Below are 16,730 nucleotides of genomic sequence, written 5' to 3'. Positions count from 1 at the left end.
CGCACGCCAGGACGGGGACTGATCTCGAACACTGATCAGGAACCACGCATCCGGTCTATAACCGGCCTCCGATCTGCGAGTTCACTCGAAGTGCGCGACTTCGTGTCGCACCGATCAACGACCACTGCTCGTCCGATAAGTCACTCGGATACGGCTTGCGTTCACTCACCCGATCACATCACCAGATCAACAACCGCGGACCGGCAGATTCCGACTCGCCACCACACCATCAGGGGACAGCAGATCCACTCAAAGACTCACGAACCGCCCACTAAGATCCGGACCGAATGCCGCAGGCTGACGTCCGTGGGCGAAGAGTCCAATTACCTGACCGAGACCCCCTTGCCATCTGGGATTAGGATCCGTGCACGGCGGCCATCCGGGCGGGCTTCGGCCACGGTGGTGGGTACCGCCACGGCCGCGATCGCCGCGACCGCGAGAGCGGGTCCGTCGATTCCGGGCGCCGCTTGTATCACCTCGGCGGCCCGGAACGGTATGGGTGACCCACTGTCAGTCGTCGCAGGAGACCTCTCTGTCTCCGGGGTCCCCGGCGCAGTTGTCCCTTCCGTCCCCGCCGTCGGTGAAGTCGTTGCCCGGCACGTCGTCCTGGGCGGTGATGAGGTCGTTGCCCGCACCGCCGATCATGGTGTCGTTGCCCCGGCCACCGGACATGGTGTCGCCGTCGTCTCCGCCCATCAGGGAGTCGTTGCCGTCGTCGCCGCTCAGGACCACGCGGACATCACTGGACAAGGCGTTGACGCTGTCGTTGCCGGCCCCGCCGTAAACATGGGTGCGCGTGGTGGTGGTCTCCAGAATCACCGCGTCGTCGCGGTCCTTCGTATCGATGAACATCGTCCGCGTACCGGCCGGGCAGGTCACGGAGTTGGCGGTGCGCTGGGTACAGCCCGTGCCGGCGGTGACCGTGTCGCGCTCGTCGAAGATGATGCGTGCCCGGCGGGCAGCAGTACCACCACACCCACCGACGCTGCCGTCGCTGCCGCCTGTAATCCCTGGCTGGTTGACATTCTCGTGCTGCTCCTGTCGTTGAATCCCTGCGCCAACCACTGGTCGAGGTCTCGGTGAACGGGTTCAGCATGTCCGTGAGCCCGCGACACTCCCGAGTCATCGCTGAGTGCGACACAGCGCGGCTGGCGGGAAGCCACCCGTCGAGTTCGAACGGATCATCCAGGAAGCGCGAGCTCGGACCGATCAGGAAGACCGGGCCGCATAACCAACGTCTCTACGCAACCAGGGGATTGACACACGCGCGGAGTCACCGCCCGTCCGCGTACCGGCGGGCCAGGGTGATCAGGGCGGCCCGGCCGCTCCGCCCGGTGCGGTTCCTGAGGCTCGCGAGGTGTTTCTCGACCGTGCGGGGCGACAGGAAGAGGTGCTCGGCGATCTCCTGGTTGCCGAGACCGCGGCCGAGCAGGCGCAGCACCTCGTACTCCCGCGCGGTCACCCCCGTCCGGCGCAGCTCCGGCGGGATCGTTTCGTGGCCCTGGCGGCGGCGGGGCACGGGAGAGCCCGCTTCCCGCAGCAGGGCGCGGCAGGCGGCCGACACCCTGGTCGTGCCCCGGTCGTGGAAGAACTGCTCGGCGGCGCGCAGCCATTCCACGGGCCGCCCCCAGCCGTCGGTGAGCGCCGCCTGAGCACCCAGGCGCAGACACAAGTGGCGCGCCAGGGGGATGGTGTCGGTCCCGGCCAGGGCTTCTTCGGCGGCCTTGGCGGCCTCGGCGGGCCTGCCTTCCCGGCCAAGGAGCACAGCCCGGGACCAGCCGACAAAGGGCTGGTCCCAGTGGACCTCGGTGAGCCGGTTCGCGACGGCCCCGTCCAGCTCCGCCCAGGCGGCTGCGCCCCGTACGGTACGCAAGAGCAGGTACGGGCCCAGGAAACCGGTGACCCCGCGGGTGCTGGGCAGCGCCCGCATGACCCGGTCCGCCTTGGTGAACTCGGCCATCGCCCGGTCGTGTTCCTCCCGCAGCAGGGAGCAGATGCCCTGGGCCCAGCCCCACACCGAGGTGTCGGCGTAACCCCAGACCGCTCCGGCGCTCCGTCCGGCCAGTGCGCTCTCCAGGACGTGCAGCGCGGCCTGGAGTTGCTCCCTCTCCCCACGGATGGTGGCGATGATGGCGTCCACTCCGGCGCCGAGCAGCTCCACCTCGTCCAGCCGCAGCCTGCGGGCCTTCGTCCGGAGCCGCCGGCCGGCCTCCGTGGCCCGGTCCAGGTCGTCACCCAGCACATGGGCCAGCGCCAGGTGCATGTCGGCCCAGGCCGTCATGAGTACCGCGCCTGTCTCCTCGGCCGCCTTCCGCGCGTCCTGCAGCCGCTCGGTCCCGGTGAACCGGATCCGGTCGAGCACGCCGAGTTCCAGCAGGCCGCGTATCCGCCAGACCGGCAGCGCATGGGTCTCGGCCGTGGCCACCAGGCGTTCGAACACCTTCTCCGCCTCGGCCAGGTCCAGGGGCCTCAGGCAGTACCCGAGCATGTTCAGCGCCTTGCAGCTCACCTCGGGCAGTCCGACCTCCTCGGCGGTCGCCACGGCCCCTTCGGCCAGGGCCGTGGCGGTCTCCCGCCGGTCCGGACGCTGGGAGTTGAGCACCAGGTGCGCGGCGACCGCGTCCAGGGCCGCGCGGGACGCCGGGTCGGGCTCGGCGCCGAGCAGTTCCCTCGCCCGCCGGACGGCGGTCAGGCCCTCCTCCCACCGCTGGACGGTGGCCGCGGCCCCGGCCTGCGTCAGAAAACCCGCGGCACGCCGGGCGGGCGGCGCTCCCCACGCGGTCAGGACGCGGTCCAGCCGGGCGCCGAGCTCCGGCACGCGCTGGACGTCGCCCGTGAGGACGAGTGCCGCCAGCAGTTCCTCCAGCAGCCCGGCCACGGCCTCGGGGGAGATGTCCGCGGCGTCGGCGGTCAATTCCAGGCCGCGATCGAGGAGTTCCACCGCGGTCAGCAGCGCGCCCCGCAGGACCGCCTGCCGGCCGGCCCGGGTGAGCAGCACGGCGGCCCGTGCCCGTTGCCCGCCGGCGACGCACAGCTCCGCGGTCAGGCGGTAGAGGTCGCCGCCCGGGTCACCCCCGTTCAGAGCGCTGGACTCCCCGGGCCGCCGGGCCCAATCGGCACCTCGCGGCTCCGGCCCCGCCGCGTGGGCGGACTCGATCGCGTCGGCAGCGGCGAGACAGAGCGCCGCCCGTTCCGCGGGCAGCAGCCGGTGGGCGATGGCGTCGGCGGTCAGGGCGTGGCGGAAGGTGTGCCAGCCGGGCTCCTCCGCGGTGGTGCCGTCGGTGACCAGGTGGGCATGTGCCGCGTGCCGCAGCTGGCGGAGCGCCGTGGTCCGGTCGAGCCCGGCGACGCGGGCGGCGATGTCCACGGGGAAGCGTCTGCCCAGGACAGCCGCGGCTTCCAGGAGCGCGACACCGGGCGGTGCGAGATGGTCCAAGCGCTGGAGGACAGCGGCGGCGACTGTCGCGGGCACACCGGAGCTCAGCGTGCCGGTCACCGTCCAGCCGGTGTCCCGCCGCTGGACGAGGTCGCCGCTGTCGACCATGGCTCGCAGCAGCTCCTCCACGACGAAGGGGACGCCTTCGGAGACGGCGTGCAGACGGTCCAGTACGGCTGCCGGTACCGCCCCCGCGTCGTCGTGGCCCAGACAGCGTGCGGCCAGTTCCGCGGTGTGGGCGGGCCCGAGGCGGGCGAGGCGCACGGTGCGGGCCGTACGGCGGGACGCCGAGGCCTCGGCGAGGTCGAGGGCCGGTCCGGGCCCACCGCGCAGGGTGGCCAGCAGGACGGCCCGCTGACCGGGGAGGTTGTCTGTGAGGTAGTCGACGATGGTGAGCGTGTCGGCGTCCGCGTCGTGCAGGTCCTCCAGCACCAGGACACAGCCGCCGGTGCGCCCGAGGACACCAAGGAGCCGCAGCACCGCCTCGGCGTATCCCACGAGCGGCGCGCCGTCCTGCGGCGCCAGCCCGCACAGCCGCGACAGCAGCGGCTCGTAGGGGCCCAAGTCCCCGTTCGTGGGCGCACCTTCACCGCGCAGTCCGGAGAGCACGGCCTCCGCCAGCGGGCGCAGCGGCACCGCGCGCCCGGCGGTCGCGGCCCGCCCGCGCAGCACCCGTAACCCGATACGTTCAGCGGCGGCTACGGCCTCCTCGACGAGGCGTGACTTGCCGATGCCCGGCTCGCCCAGCACGAACACCGTCGAGCCCCGCCCTTCGCCCGCCGACCGGACGGCCGTGGCCAGAAGGTCCCGTTCCGGCTCTCTGCCGACCAGCGCGGGTGACGACAACGACAACACTCAGGCCCCCTGCGCCCTGTTCCGGGATGTCCCGCCCGCCCCCGTCGAATACTCCTTCGATCCCGTACAGCCTAGTACCCACAAGTCACAGGGGCCGCACCACTCATGGGGGCTCTTCCCCCATGTACGCGGCGGCGGCGGACGACACGCTCTCCTCCAGCAGGCCAGGGGGGACAGGGCATGGCCCGGGGGACATGCCCTGCCTGCTGTTCTTCCTTCGACGGGGGTCATCCATGCCCTCACCGCAGCGTGCCCGCACAGGCTCACCGAAGTACGGCCCAAGGACTGCCGCCAGCGGCGGGCCGTTACCGGCGCCTTCATCCTCAACGGGCTGGTAATTGGGGGATCAGCCCCCATGTTCACGTTCCCCTCCGCGACCAGGATGGGTCACGGCAAGACGACTATGTATCTGTATGGGCTGGAGGAGCATTGGCAACCGCAAGGCGCAGAGCGTTACAGGCCACGTTGATGGCAGCGGCGGTGGGCGCTGCGACGGCGCTGTCGGCCGGTCAGGCCCACGCCGCGACCGGTGTGACTGCGAACTCGGCTGTCATCAACGTCACCGCCGCGGCGGGGAAGGCGAACCGCATCACCATCTCCGGGTCCGGCAGTGAGGTCACCATCGCCGACACCGGCGACACCGTGACGGCGGGATCCGGCTGCACGCAGGTCACCGTCAGGGTGGTCAGGTGCCCGGCCGGCACACGCACCGTCCTGGTCAGTGCCGGCGACGGAAACGACACCGTGACCCTGTCGGCCAACCTGCGGGCGAGCATCACCGGCGGCGACGGCAACGACACCCTGGCAGCGACCGCGGCCGTCACCCAACGCGTCGTCCTGGGCGGCGATGGCGGTAACGACACGCTCATCGGCGGTTCCGGGGACGACGACCTGGTCGGCGGCCCCGGCAGGGACACCGGTGAGGGCAACGCGGGCAACGACCGTCTGTTCTTCAATGACCAGGTGGGCGCCAACGACTCCACCAATGGTGGCCCCGGCACGGACAACTGCGTAGTGGACGTGGGCGACGTAGAGGTCAACTGCGAGGCCTGACTCCTCTAGGTGCTCGGCCAACGGCGGGAGCGGACCCTTTCGGTCCTCTCCCGCTCATGCCTGTGCCCGGGGGATCCCGCGAGCCGCGATGAGTCCTGCGGCGTCCGACGGTCGTACTGTGCTGTCGGCGGTGCAGGGCCGCGGCCACGCAGGTCTTCGTTCGTTTCACGAGACGCTTCAAGCCTGGCAGGTCCCCGGAGAGAACCCCGTCACCTACAACGCGACCAGTGCAGAAATTGCAGTCGACGGGCGGCCCAGAGGGAGCCGGGGCCAGGGCATGCCGATCTGTCCCGTCCACGTTGCGGGGCACGGTGAGGTGGACGGCGCGGGTGTGTGGAACTGCCGGGCCGCGGCCAGGTTGGTCCACGTCGTAGCCCGACTTGCTCCCGACACCTGCCCGTTGCCACCGGCGGAACAGGGGACTGGCTGGAGAGGCCAGTGGCCGAAGTTTGTTGTCCGCGGACAACAGTCGCTCGCTCTCCCCAGGGCGAAGGCCCGGCTCACCGCGACGTTCGCAGGAGCCGGGCCTTCGTCGTTTTCTGGATCGGCCACACGCGCTACGGCCTGCTGCGGCCGGGCTGGGTGGGTCGGCTGGAGGACCGGAATGTGGCCTTCGTGCGGCTGCTGACGTCGTCCGGGCTGCGGCGGGCGAGGGCGGGTCGCTGTTGACGTTCGAGCTGCCCGTGCGGCGGATCGACGGGGGCCGGTACTACCGGGGGAAGGTGGCCGCGGCGGTGACCCGGTCAAAGCGGCCGCGGAGGTTCTATGTCGCCGCCGACGCGCTCGGCGACATCGAGGCGTACGTCGATTCCTCGCGGGCGTGGGTGGTCCGCAAGGCCCAGCCGGAACCACGTCCTCGTCTACGACCTGCCGGTCACCTTCAGCCTCGAGGCCGTCCTGCGCGGCGCACCGGTTCCCTACGAGTGGAACGACGTGTACCAGGCCCGCATAGGGGTGATGCCGCGGGCGGGAACCGCGGCCGACGTGCGGTGGGTTGATGTGGATCCCGTATGGATCTTCCACACGCTGAACGCCTACGACGACGGGGAGCGCGTGGTTCTGGATGTGGTCACCCACCCGAGGATGATGGCCGACGCCACCGGCTCCATCGAAGGCCACGGCACGCCCGCCCTGGACCGCTATACCCTCGACCCGGCCGCGGGGAAGGCCACCGTGCAGCGCCTCGACGACCGGCCGCAGGAGTTCCCCCGGATCAACGACCGGCTGACCTCGCTGCCGTACCGCTACGGCTACACGGCGGCCACCACCGAGTTGATCGAGTCCTTCGCCGGCACCCGCGAACTCGACCAACTCGGTGACGACGCGTTCTCCAACCGGGTCATCAAACACGACCTGCACCGCGGCACCCAGGGGATCCGCACATTCGGCCGGGGGCAGGCCCTCGGCGAGCCGGTCTTCGTGCCTGCGGCAGGCGGCGTGGCCGAGGACGACGGTCATGTGCTGGCGTTCGCGCACAACCCCGAGCGCTCCGCCACGGAACTGGTCATCCTGTCCGCCCAGGACATCACCGCGGATCCCGTGGCCACCGTTCACCTGCCGGCCAGGGTCCCCCTCGGCTTCCACGGCAGCTGGATCCCCGACGCGGGCTGACAAGGAGCCCTGGGTCGGCGCCCGCTTCGGAGGGCCCGAAGCGGGCGCCGATCAGTCGTCCTGCGGGTAGATCGTGAAGTAGTGCTCCCTGGTCTGCGCGAGCCGGGTGCGCGCGACGGCGAAGTCCAGGACGGCGGGGCGGCCGGCCGCGTTCTCCGCGAGGGCGCGCTTCAGGGCGTCAGGTACGGCGGCCGGGTCGTCGACGCGTTCGCCGTACGCGCCGCATGCCTCGGCCAGGCGGGCGAAGTCGGGCTGGAAGGGGAACTCGGTGTCCTGGATGCGGTTGCCGTAGGTGTGTTCCTGGAGGTCCCGGATGGAGCCGAGGGCGTCGTCGTTGAGCACGCACCAGGTGACTGCGAGTCCGTACTGGGCGGCCATCGGCACGATGTTCATGACCATTTGGAAGGAGCCGTCGCCGACGAAGCACAGGGCGGGCCGCCGCGGGTGGACCAGGCGGGCGGCGGGCAGGGCGGCGGCCGCGAACCCCATGCCGTAGAAGCTGGACGGGGTGATGACGGATCGCGGTCGGTAGACGCGGAAGAAGGGGAACGCGCCGCCGATGTGCTGGGCGAGGGCGCCGACGTCGACGCCGAGGACGGTGTCGCGGGGGAAGACGGAGCGGGCGGTGCGGATGACGCGGGCGGGATGGATCGGGGCCCTGTCGTCGAGTGCCATGCGGTCGACGGCGGCGTCGAGGGCGGTGATGTCCTGGAGGAGGCGCTCCGTGCGGCCGGGGGAGGCGTGTGTGTCCTCGGGCAGGGCGGTGAGCAGTTGCTCCAGGACTCTCTTGATGTCGCCGTTGACGGGGACGTGGGCCGGGATGGCGCGGCCCAGTTCGGCCGGGTCGATGTCGACCTGGATGTAGGTGGCGTCGGGGGACGGGAGGGCGGTGGGCTGCCAGTTGGTCTCCATCTCCTCGAAGCGGGTGCCGAGGCCGAGGACCACGTCCGCCTCGGCGAGCAGCCGTTTGGCGACCGGGTTGCGGTGGGCGCCGAGGCCACCGGCCGCGAGGGGATGGTCGTCGGGGAGGCTGCCGCGTCCGGCGAGGCTGGCCAGTACGGGGGCCGACAGGCGTTCGGCCAGGGCGCGCAGTTCGTCGAAGGCGCCGGAGGAGGCGACTCCGCCACCCGCGACGAGGAGCGGGCTGCGGGCAGCGGCGAGGGCCGCTGCCGCGGCGTCGACGGCCGGTTGATCGGCGGCGAGCCGGGCGGGCGGGCCGACCGGCAGGTACGGCTTGTCGGGGACGTCGAGGGTCAGCAGGTCACGCGGGATGTCGATCAGGACGGGGCCCGGCCTGCCGCCGCGGGCGCGGGCGAAGCCCTGCCGCAGGACGTCGGTGAGGAGGTCGGCCCGGTCGACCCGGACCGACCACTTGGTGACGGGGGCGAACACCTGGTCGGTGGCGACCTCCTGGCTGGCGCCCCGGTGCGCGGTCGCTGTGGCGCCGCGGCCGCCGAGCACGATCATGGGCAGGGCCCCGACGTATGCCTCCGCGACCGCGGTGAGGGTGTTGGTGACGCCCGGTCCGGCGGTGACCAGGACCACGGCGGGCTCGCCGGTGAGCTGGGCGTACGCCGCCGCCATGGCCGCCGCGTGATGCTCATGGCGTACCAGGAAGCTGCTGATGCCGGGCGTGCGGTGGATGGCGTCGTAGAGGGGCAGAACATGACCGCCCGGCATGCCGAAGACATGGCTGACGCCCTCGGCCCGCAGGGCATTGACGATGGCCTGACCGGCGTTGATCTCGCCCATGGCGGCGCGACTCCTGTTCTGGGTGCTGGTTGAGGGTGTCCGGTCAGAACGGGTAGGGGGCGATCCGGGGGCGCGCGGTCAGCCACTGGGTCTCGGTGAAGGCCTCGATGTTGGCCTCGGGGCCGCCGAAGCGCGAACCGGTACCGGAGGCGCCGACGCCGCCGAAGGGGGCGTTGGCCTCGTCGGAGACGGTCTGCTCGTTGATGTGGACGATGCCGCTGGGAACCGCGTCCGCGATGGCCATGGCGTCGCCGACGTCACCGAGGATGCCGAGGGAGAGTCCGTACTCGCTCTCGGACGCGAGAGCGATGGCCTCCTCCGTCGTGGCGAAGGGCACGACGGGCGCCACGGGGCCGAACACCTCGTCCGTCCAGGCGGGCATCGCCGGGGTCACGGCCGCCAGCACGGTCGGGGCGTAGAAGAGGTCCTGGTAGGTGCCGCCGGCGGCGAGCCGGGCGCCGGCGGCCACGGTCCGCCGCACGAGGTCGTCGACGCGCCCGAGCTGCCGGTCGTCGATGAGCGGGCCGAGCGCGACCTGACCGGACGCCGGGTCGCCGACGGGCAGGTGGGTGGCCTTGGCGGACAGGGCTTCCACGTAGGCGTCGTGCAGGCTTTCGTGGACCAGGTGGCGACCGGTGGACATGCATATCTGGCCCTGGTGCATGAAGGAGCCGAAGGCGCCGGCGGAGGCGGCCAGTGCCAGGTCCGCGCCGGGCAGCACGATGAGGGCGTTGTTGCCGCCGAGTTCCAGGTGGGTGCGCTTGAGATGGCGGGCACCCAGCTCTCCGACCCGGCGGCCCGCCGCCGTGGATCCGGTGAAGGAGACGACGCGGACCTCGGGAGCGGTGACCACGGCCTCGCCCACGTCGGCGCCGCCGGGCAGTAGTTGGAGGAGGCCCTCCGGCAGACCGGCTTCCTGGAAGATCCGTACGAGGGCGACTCCGCCGCACACCGCCGTGCGCGGGTCGGGCTTGAGGAGTACCGCGTTGCCCAGCGCGAGGGCCGGGGCGACGGAGCGGATGGACAGGATGACCGGGAAGTTGAAGGGGGCGATGACGCTGACCACGCCCGCCGGGCGGCGCCGGGCGAAGCTCCAGCGTGCCTCGTCGGACGGCAGTACGGTGCCGTGCGGATGGCTGGGCAGCGCGGCGGCCTCGTAGCACTCCTGGGCGGCGATGTGGGTCTCCAGCGCCGCCTTGGGGCCGATGGCGCCGCTCTCGCGGACGATCCAGTCCTGGATCTCCTCGGCGTGAGCCTCCCACAGTGCGCCGGCCCTGCGCAGGACGGCGGCCCGCTCCCCGGGCGGCCGGGCCGCCCACTGGGCCTGCGCGGCCGCCGCTCGGGTGGCGGCCTTGCGCGCGTCCTCCGCGTCGGCCAGCCCGATGGCGCCGAGCCGGTCCCCGGTGGCGGGCTCGATGACCGGGGCGGTCCCGCCGGAACCGCCGGACCAGCCGTCGGCAAAGATCTTCGTAGTCCATGTGTCCGCGTCGAGAAGGCTCACGATGCACTCCCTGAAGTGATTAGACATCACACTATTGTCGAGTATCTGAATATCGCAAGACCTGTGCACAGGTGGTCCTTCCACCTGCAGAAGCCTTGTTGCTGACATGGTCAGACTGCTTAGATATCTCAGATTGTTGACTACTCCGCAGGAGGCAGCGATGTGCTCGATGCACCCCACGGCGGCAGCGCCGCCCCAAGCCTCGACCGCAACCACGACCCTCGACCACGTCGGACTGTCGGTCCGTGATCTCGACGCGGCCGTCGTCTTCTACACCAAGGCCCTCGGACTGACCGAGGAGTTCCGCTTCGAGGTCGAGGACCAGTGCATGCGTGCTGTGGTGCTGCGCGGCGCCGACGGCTACGCGGTGGAGCTCATGTCCCGCCCCGATTCGGTCCCTTCGCCCCCCGCGTCCGACCCGAACTCGGCCGTACTGCGCCAGGGTTACGGGCATTTCTGCCTTCGGGTGACCGACTTGGACGGCCTCTACGCCCGAGTGCTCGCCGCGGGCGCCTCGGTGATCGTGCCACCAGGCCCGGCCCCCCACCCCGATGTCCGCTTCGGCTATCTCGCCGATCCCGAAGGCAACCTGATCGAGCTGATCCAGATTCGCGAGGGAGCAACGCTGTGACCGGCACACCGTTCATGAAGGGGAAGTCCGGACTGGTCACGGGCGGCGCCGGCGGTATCGGCCGGGCCAGCGCGCTCGCCTTCGCACGCGCGGGTGCCGCGGTGGTCGTCAGCGACCTGGAGAGCTGCCGGGACGGCGGGGAGCAGACGGTCGAGCTGATCGGCAAGGAGGGCGGCCGTGCCGTCTTCGTTCCCGGCGACGTCACCCGCGAGGCGGACCAGGAACGGCTGGTCGCCGAAACCGTACGGGCTTACGGGCGGCTGGACTTCGCGCTGAACAACGCCGGCGTCGAGCACCAGGCGAGCCTCGTCGACATGGAGGCCGCCGACTTCGACCGGGTCATCGCCGTCAACCTCAAGGGCGTCTGGCTGGGGCTGAAGCACCAGATCCGGCAGATGCTCACCCAGGGCGGCACCGGCGCGATCGTCAACACGTCCTCCCTGGCCGGGCTGGTGTCGCCGCCGCTGCTCGGAGCGTACGTGGCGAGCAAGCACGGTGTGCTCGGCCTCACCAAGACGGCCGCCGTGGAGTACGCCGAGTCCGGGATCCGGGTGAACGCCGTGTGTCCTGCCTCCATTCGCACACCGCTGATGGAGGTGCTGACGGACGATCAGCTCGCCCAGTGGGTCAGCCGCATGGCCATCAAGCGGCTCGGCGAGCCGGAGGAGGTCGCGGCGGCGGTGGTGTGGCTCTGCTCGGACCAGGCGAGCTTTGTGACGGGGGTCGGTCTGCCGGTCGACGCGGGGGCATCGGCGATGTGAACCCTCCGGCAGAGGATGACGAGGCAAGTGCCGGGCGGGACCCACGAGTTCGGGTCCCGCCCGGCAGTGTGTCGTCCGAACGGCTTCGGTGCTCACACATGCACTGTCAGCGCAGCGCCCGCGCCCTGATCCCCTGCTTGCCGGGCGAGAAGATGCCCTGCGGGTCGAGGCAGTCCTTGACGGCTTCGTTGAAGCGGCGCTGGGCGTGGCCGCCGAAGTCGAAGGTGCCGGCGACGGCGTCCATGTGGCGCAGGTGTGTGCGGTAGACGCCGTAGCCGCGGCGGGCGCCTTCCGGGATGAGCCGGCCGATCACGTCGTAGGCGTGCCGGGTCTGCGCCGCGTCGGCCGTGTTGAACCACAACGAGGTGATGTTGACGAAGGCGCGCGGGGTGAGCATCAGGGAGGTGGCGTAGTCCAGGCCTTCGGCCGCGAGGGCGGAGCGCAGCCAGCGGCTCTGCTCCAGCGCCTCCTCACCGGTGAGCGGGGCGACGGGGGAGTAGTCGAGGTGGCCGCCCACGCCGTGTTCGTCCCAGCTGAGGTTGTCCAGCAGGTCGAGCGTGGGGATGCCGGCCTGGGTGGTGTCGGACTGGTGCCGGATGCGCGGCAGGGCGGCGGCCGGCCCGTCCGGGACCGGTTCGGCGGGCGCCGTGAGCCGGTCGACGGCGGTGGCGCCGTCGTATGCGCGAGCGGTGAGGCGGGCGCCGGGGATGGCCTCGAAGGCGCGGCGGCAGATCTCGTACTGCTGCTCCACGATCTCCGCGTGGCCGTACAGGGCGAAGCGCATGTACCAGCGGCCCGTGTCCGTCTCGCGGGCTATACGGTCGATGGCCTCCTCCGGAAGCGCGCCCTCTCCCCGGTACCAGTACTCGCGGTGGACGCCGCTGAGCGCGCCACCGACGAGCATCGTGTTGTACGCGATGGGGTAGTTGGGGATGGTGCGGTCCAGGAGCAGCGGGCGGACGGTGTCGACGAGGGCGACGATGTCCTCCTCGCGCTCGACCCGCACGTCGCAGGACATGTACACCTCGGGCTGCGGTACGAGCCAGCAGCCCATCTTGGTGACGATGCCGTAGTTGGACTGCATGAACATCCCGTCGGCCGACGGACCGAAGCCGGGCTTGCGGACGGGCCAGGACGTGTTGCCCTTCATGGCGCCCATGCCGGTACGCAGCAGGGTGCCGTCGGCGAGGACGACCTCCATGCCGCTCTGGCGGCCGGGGTGGTCGCCGAGCGGGGTGAAGCCGACGCCGTGGTCGAGGCAGTTGCCGATGACGCTGCCCCAGCCGAGGTCGGGGATGGAGGGCCACAGGGCGAGGCCGCGCCGCCGGATCTCCTCGAAGAGGTCGAAGAAGCGCACACCGGGCTCGACCACGCAGTACGCGAGGTCTTCGTCCAGTTCCAGGATGCGGTTCATGCGGCGCAGGCTGACCGAGACCGAGCCGGTGGTGGCCGGGGCCGGACCGCCGTATCCGTTGTTGCGGCCCTGGGAGAACGTCCACAGCGGCAGGCTGTGTTCGCCGGCGATCCGGACGACGGCCTGGACCTCCTCGACGGTCGCGGGCGAGACGACAGCGGAGGGGATGTGCTCCTGCCAGGAGGCGTGGGCGTAGGGATCGCGGTACGGCAGCAGGTCCTCGGGGCGGTGCAGGACATGCTCCGGGCCGAGGGCGGCGGAGAGAGCGGCCAGGGCGTCGGCGGAGAGGGGCGGTCGGGTCATGACGGGGAGTCCTCGGCGTTCGTGCGCTGCAGGTACGCGGCGCTCAGCTTGTCGGGGTTGTCCTTGAGCTCCTGTGCCGTGCCGCTGAAGCGGATGCGGCCGCCCTCCAGGATGTGGGCGGTGGTGGCCAGGGCGAGGGCGACGTGTGCGAACTGCTCGATGAGAAGGACGGCCGTGCCGGCGGCGGCGACGTCGGCCAGGACCGGCATCAGACGCTTCACCACGACCGGTGCCAGGCCCAGCGACAGCTCGTCCACGACCAGCACGGACGGCCGGGAGGCGAGTGCCTGGGCCAGGACGATCATCTGCTGCTGCCCGCCGGACAGGGCACGGGCGGGGGTGTGCCAGCGTTGCCTCAGCTCGGGGAAGAGCTCCAGCGCGTACTCGACTCCGGTCCGGCGGGCCTCTCGGCCGAGGGCGTAGACCGCGGCGTGCAGGTTGTCACGGACGGTCAGGCTGGGCAGCAGTCGCCGTCCTTCGGGTACGACTGCCACCCCGGCCGCCCGTACCTTCTCGGGCCGGCGTTCCGTCAGGTCGCGCTCGCCGAGCAGGAGGCGCCCGCCGGTGGGGCGCAGGACGCCGCCGAGCGCGAGGACCAGGGTGGACTTGCCCGCGCCGTTGGGACCGAGGAGAGCGGTGACCTCTCCGGCGGGGATGTCGAGACGTACGTCGTGCAGCACGGTCCGGGTTCCGCGTGCGACACGGAGCTCTTCGACGTGCAGCGCGGGCGCGGTGGTGACGGTCATACGATCTCCTCCGTACCGAGGTAGGCCCGCACGACATGCTCGTCGCGCAGGACCTCCTGGGTGGGACCGGCGGCGACGAGCCGGCCGAAGTCGAGCACGGCGGTGACGTCGCAGCAGGCAGACACCAGGCTCATGTCGTGGTCGACCAGTACGGTCATGGCGTCCAGCTCCGCCGGGATGCGGCGGATCACGGCACCGATCCGGCCCGTCTCCTCGTCCGGCAGCCCCGCGGCGGGCTCGTCGAGCAGGACCACGCGGGGATGGCCGACGACCGCACGGGCGAGCTCGACCAGCCGTCGTTCCCCCGCGCCCAGGGCGCCGACCGGGGCCGTGGGGCTGACGGAAAGGCCGACGAAGTCCAGGGCGGTGAGCACGTCGCGGTGGCGGTCGCGGCGGTGGCCCCCGGTGTGCTCGTGGACCATGGCCACGTTGTCGTACACCGACAGTTGCTCGATCGCCTGCTCGGTCTGGAAGGTGCGGCGCAGCCCCCAGCGGGCTCGGCGGTGGCCCGGCAGGGCCAGCAGGTCGTCACCGAACGCCAGGACGCGGCCGGTCGCCGGGGTGACGAAGCCGCTGAGTACGTTGAAGAAGGTGGTCTTGCCGGCGCCGTTGGGGCCGATCAGGCCGCAGGCGCCGCCGGGCAGCGTCAGATCCATGGCCTGGATGGGGGTGACGCCGCCGAAGCGTACGGTCAGCTCCTTGATCTCGATCATGACGTGGTCCTCCGCACCCGGATCCGGGCACCCAGCCGGGCCAGGTCCCGGCTCAGCTGGCCGGCGATGCCCTCCGGCGAGGTGACCAGTGTCTGCACGAGGCCCACCCCGAAGACGATCAGCAGGACGTTGCTGCTGACCCCCCAGGTGTCGAGCAGGGCGGGCATCGCCTTCAGCATCAGCCCTGCCACGACGGCTCCGGCGAAGTGGTACATGCCCGCCATCAGCAGGGCGGCCAGCAGAGTGATCGACTCCTGTGGGGGGAACTGGTAGACCGTCAGCCCGCCCGCGCTGGCCGCCAGCAGGGCCCCGGCCACACCGGTCATGAAGCACGCCAGGGCGAAGGCCCACAGCTTGTACAGGGTGACGTTGATCCCGGCGGCCACCGCCGCGTGCTCGCTCTGCCGGATCGCCGCCCAGGCCCTGCCCGGCCTGCCCCGGGTATGGGCGATGGCCAGCAGGAACATCAGGGCACAGACCACGACCGTGTAGCGGAAGTACGCGGTGTCGCCGGCGGCGACGGCGGGCCGGGCCAGCGGCACGGTGCCGGATTTCACGGGGTCGTAGCCGAGGAAGCCGGGCCCGCCGTTGGGGAAGTTGGTGTTGGTCAGCACGATGGTGACCGCAGCGGCCAGCATGAGGGTGATCAGGGCCAGGTACAGGCCGGACAGCCGCAGGGCCGGGAGCCCGATGACGATTCCGATCAGTCCGGTCACCACACCGGTGGCCAGCAGCACCAGCCAGAACGGCAACGCGCCGGTCTGGCCCAGCCGTTCCGCGGTCCAGCCACCGACTGCGAGCATCGCGATCTGGCCCAGTGAGATCAGCCCGACCCGCCCGTACAGCACGCTCAGACCCAGGGCCGCGACCGAGAACACCGCCGCGGCGGTGAGGACCTGGATCCAGTACGCGCTGGTGAACAGCGGCAGCAGGAGCGCGGCCGCCGCCGCCACACCGGCCGGCCAGACCGCCGCCGACAGGGGCTGCCGCAGCCTGTGCCCGATGGCCGCCGTCGGGTGCCGCGCATGGTCCGGTGCGGTGGCGCGGTGCGCGTCTTCGAGGACGTTCATTCGTCAGACCCTTGTCTGTGACGGGCGGCGGACGGCCATGACCAGCACGACCGCTATCGCCACCAGGAACGGCGTCATGGACCGGTAGGAGGACAGGCTCGCCACGGAAGTGAGCAGGGACTGGGCGACCCCGATGACCAGGCCGGCAGCCAGCGTGGTCCACAGCGACTCCAGCCGTCCGACGAGGGCGGCGGCCAGCCCGGAAATGATCAGGAACGTCAGCCCGGTGATGTCGAGGCCGACCAGGTTGGACAGCACGATCCCCGCCACGCCGAACACGACGCCGGAACCCAGCCAGGCGGCCGCCTCCACCCGGCGTACCGGTACGCCCAGCAGCGCGCTGCTCTCCCGGTCGTCGGCCAGCGCGCGCATCGCCGTGCCCAGCGCCGTGCGGTCCAGGAACAGCGCGGTGACGGCGGTGAGCAGCAGGCCGAGCGCCAGGCTGATCAGCTGGGTGCCGTTGACGTGGACGGTGCCGAGGACGATGCCCCAGGCGGTCGTGGGCAGGGAGAGGGAGTAGGTCTGCGCGCCCCAGATCCAGGACATGGTGCCCAGCAGGACGAGCGTCAGACCGAGCGTGGCCGCGGCCTTGACCAGCGGTTCACGCTGGGCGAGCCGGGGACCGAGGAGCAGGCCGTACAGCAGGGTGATCGCCGCCGACAGCGCCACGCCGAGTGCGGCCGCGGGCCAGACGGACAGGCCCGCGGTGGTGGCCAAGGAGCAGGCGGTGAAGGCACCGACGGCGCCGACCGCTCCGCCCGCCAGATAGAGCACTCCGGTGGTGCGGTACAGGACCACGATGCCGACGCCGGAGAGCGAGAACACACCACCGAGAGCCAGTCCGAGAACGAGGAAGGGCAGAAGGCTCGGCATAGGAGACATCC

Annotated in this window: 13 protein-coding genes; 4 read left to right on the top strand and 9 right to left on the bottom strand. The window is 71.4% G+C overall.

All coding sequences use genetic code 11. From position 1 onward, the window contains the following. Window positions 1-510: 510 nt before the first annotated feature. Together EF387_RS46930 and EF387_RS42550 are read right to left on the bottom strand one after the other, a co-directional pair. Window positions 511-852, bottom strand: a complete 342-nt coding sequence (locus tag EF387_RS46930; protein WP_155589828.1) for a calcium-binding protein — start codon at window positions 850-852, stop codon at window positions 511-513. A 421-nt stretch (window positions 853-1,273) separates the two neighbouring features. Continuing rightward, window positions 1,274-4,291, bottom strand: coding sequence for a helix-turn-helix transcriptional regulator (locus EF387_RS42550; protein WP_128381963.1), 3,018 nt, complete (start codon window positions 4,289-4,291; stop codon window positions 1,274-1,276). A 468-nt stretch (window positions 4,292-4,759) separates the two neighbouring features. On the opposite strand from EF387_RS42550, the gene EF387_RS49580 reads away from it, so the two are divergent. Then, entirely contained in the window at window positions 4,760-5,344 is a 585-nt protein-coding gene (locus EF387_RS49580; protein WP_128381962.1) for a calcium-binding protein, read from the top strand. Between the two features lie 765 nt (window positions 5,345-6,109). Continuing rightward, on the top strand, window positions 6,110-6,955 hold the full coding sequence (locus EF387_RS42535) for a carotenoid oxygenase family protein (protein ID WP_128381961.1): 846 nt from the start codon (window positions 6,110-6,112) through the stop codon (window positions 6,953-6,955). A gap of 51 nt (window positions 6,956-7,006) precedes the next feature. Here EF387_RS42535 and EF387_RS42530 read toward each other — a convergent pair whose 3' ends face one another. Together EF387_RS42530 and EF387_RS42525 are read right to left on the bottom strand one after the other, a co-directional pair. Beyond that, a complete protein-coding gene (locus EF387_RS42530; protein ID WP_128381960.1) occupies window positions 7,007-8,707 on the bottom strand; it encodes a thiamine pyrophosphate-binding protein in 1,701 nt (566 codons plus the stop codon). Window positions 8,708-8,750: 43 nt separating this feature from the next. Then, on the bottom strand, window positions 8,751-10,208 hold the full coding sequence (locus EF387_RS42525) for a benzaldehyde dehydrogenase (RefSeq protein WP_128381959.1): 1,458 nt from the start codon (window positions 10,206-10,208) through the stop codon (window positions 8,751-8,753). Between the two features lie 160 nt (window positions 10,209-10,368). On the opposite strand from EF387_RS42525, the gene EF387_RS42520 reads away from it, so the two are divergent. Together EF387_RS42520 and EF387_RS42515 are read left to right on the top strand one after the other, a co-directional pair. Next, on the top strand, window positions 10,369-10,839 hold the full coding sequence (locus EF387_RS42520) for a VOC family protein (RefSeq protein WP_162467323.1): 471 nt from the start codon (window positions 10,369-10,371) through the stop codon (window positions 10,837-10,839). Next, entirely contained in the window at window positions 10,836-11,600 is a 765-nt protein-coding gene (locus tag EF387_RS42515) for a glucose 1-dehydrogenase (RefSeq protein ID WP_128381957.1), read from the top strand. The genes EF387_RS42520 and EF387_RS42515 overlap by 4 nt, the downstream gene beginning before the upstream one ends. A gap of 106 nt (window positions 11,601-11,706) precedes the next feature. Here EF387_RS42515 and EF387_RS42510 read toward each other — a convergent pair whose 3' ends face one another. From EF387_RS42510 to EF387_RS42490, 5 genes are read right to left on the bottom strand one after another with little or no spacing between them, the layout of a single operon-like run. Continuing rightward, a complete protein-coding gene (locus tag EF387_RS42510) occupies window positions 11,707-13,317 on the bottom strand; it encodes an FAD-binding oxidoreductase (RefSeq protein ID WP_238432019.1) in 1,611 nt (536 codons plus the stop codon). Then, window positions 13,314-14,063, bottom strand: coding sequence for an ABC transporter ATP-binding protein (locus EF387_RS42505; RefSeq protein ID WP_128381956.1), 750 nt, complete (start codon window positions 14,061-14,063; stop codon window positions 13,314-13,316). The genes EF387_RS42510 and EF387_RS42505 overlap by 4 nt, the downstream gene beginning before the upstream one ends. After that, window positions 14,060-14,776, bottom strand: a complete 717-nt coding sequence (locus tag EF387_RS42500; RefSeq protein WP_128381955.1) for an ABC transporter ATP-binding protein — start codon at window positions 14,774-14,776, stop codon at window positions 14,060-14,062. Before EF387_RS42500 ends, EF387_RS42505 begins: the two co-directional genes overlap by 4 nt. Further along, window positions 14,773-15,846, bottom strand: coding sequence for a branched-chain amino acid ABC transporter permease (locus EF387_RS42495; RefSeq protein ID WP_128381954.1), 1,074 nt, complete (start codon window positions 15,844-15,846; stop codon window positions 14,773-14,775). The genes EF387_RS42500 and EF387_RS42495 overlap by 4 nt, the downstream gene beginning before the upstream one ends. 3 nt (window positions 15,847-15,849) lie before the next feature. Next, window positions 15,850-16,719 carry a branched-chain amino acid ABC transporter permease gene (locus EF387_RS42490; protein WP_128381953.1) on the bottom strand — a complete coding sequence of 290 codons (870 nt, stop codon included), beginning with the start codon at window positions 16,717-16,719 and terminating at the stop codon, window positions 15,850-15,852. Window positions 16,720-16,730 lie beyond the last annotated feature (11 nt).

The sequence above is a fragment of the Streptomyces cavernae genome (assembly GCF_004023625.1).
In the GTDB taxonomy this organism is placed as follows: Bacteria; Actinomycetota; Actinomycetes; order Streptomycetales; family Streptomycetaceae; genus Streptomyces; species Streptomyces cavernae.
Note: the sequence above shows the minus strand (reverse complement) of the source record. Positions and strands in the feature narration are given on the sequence as shown.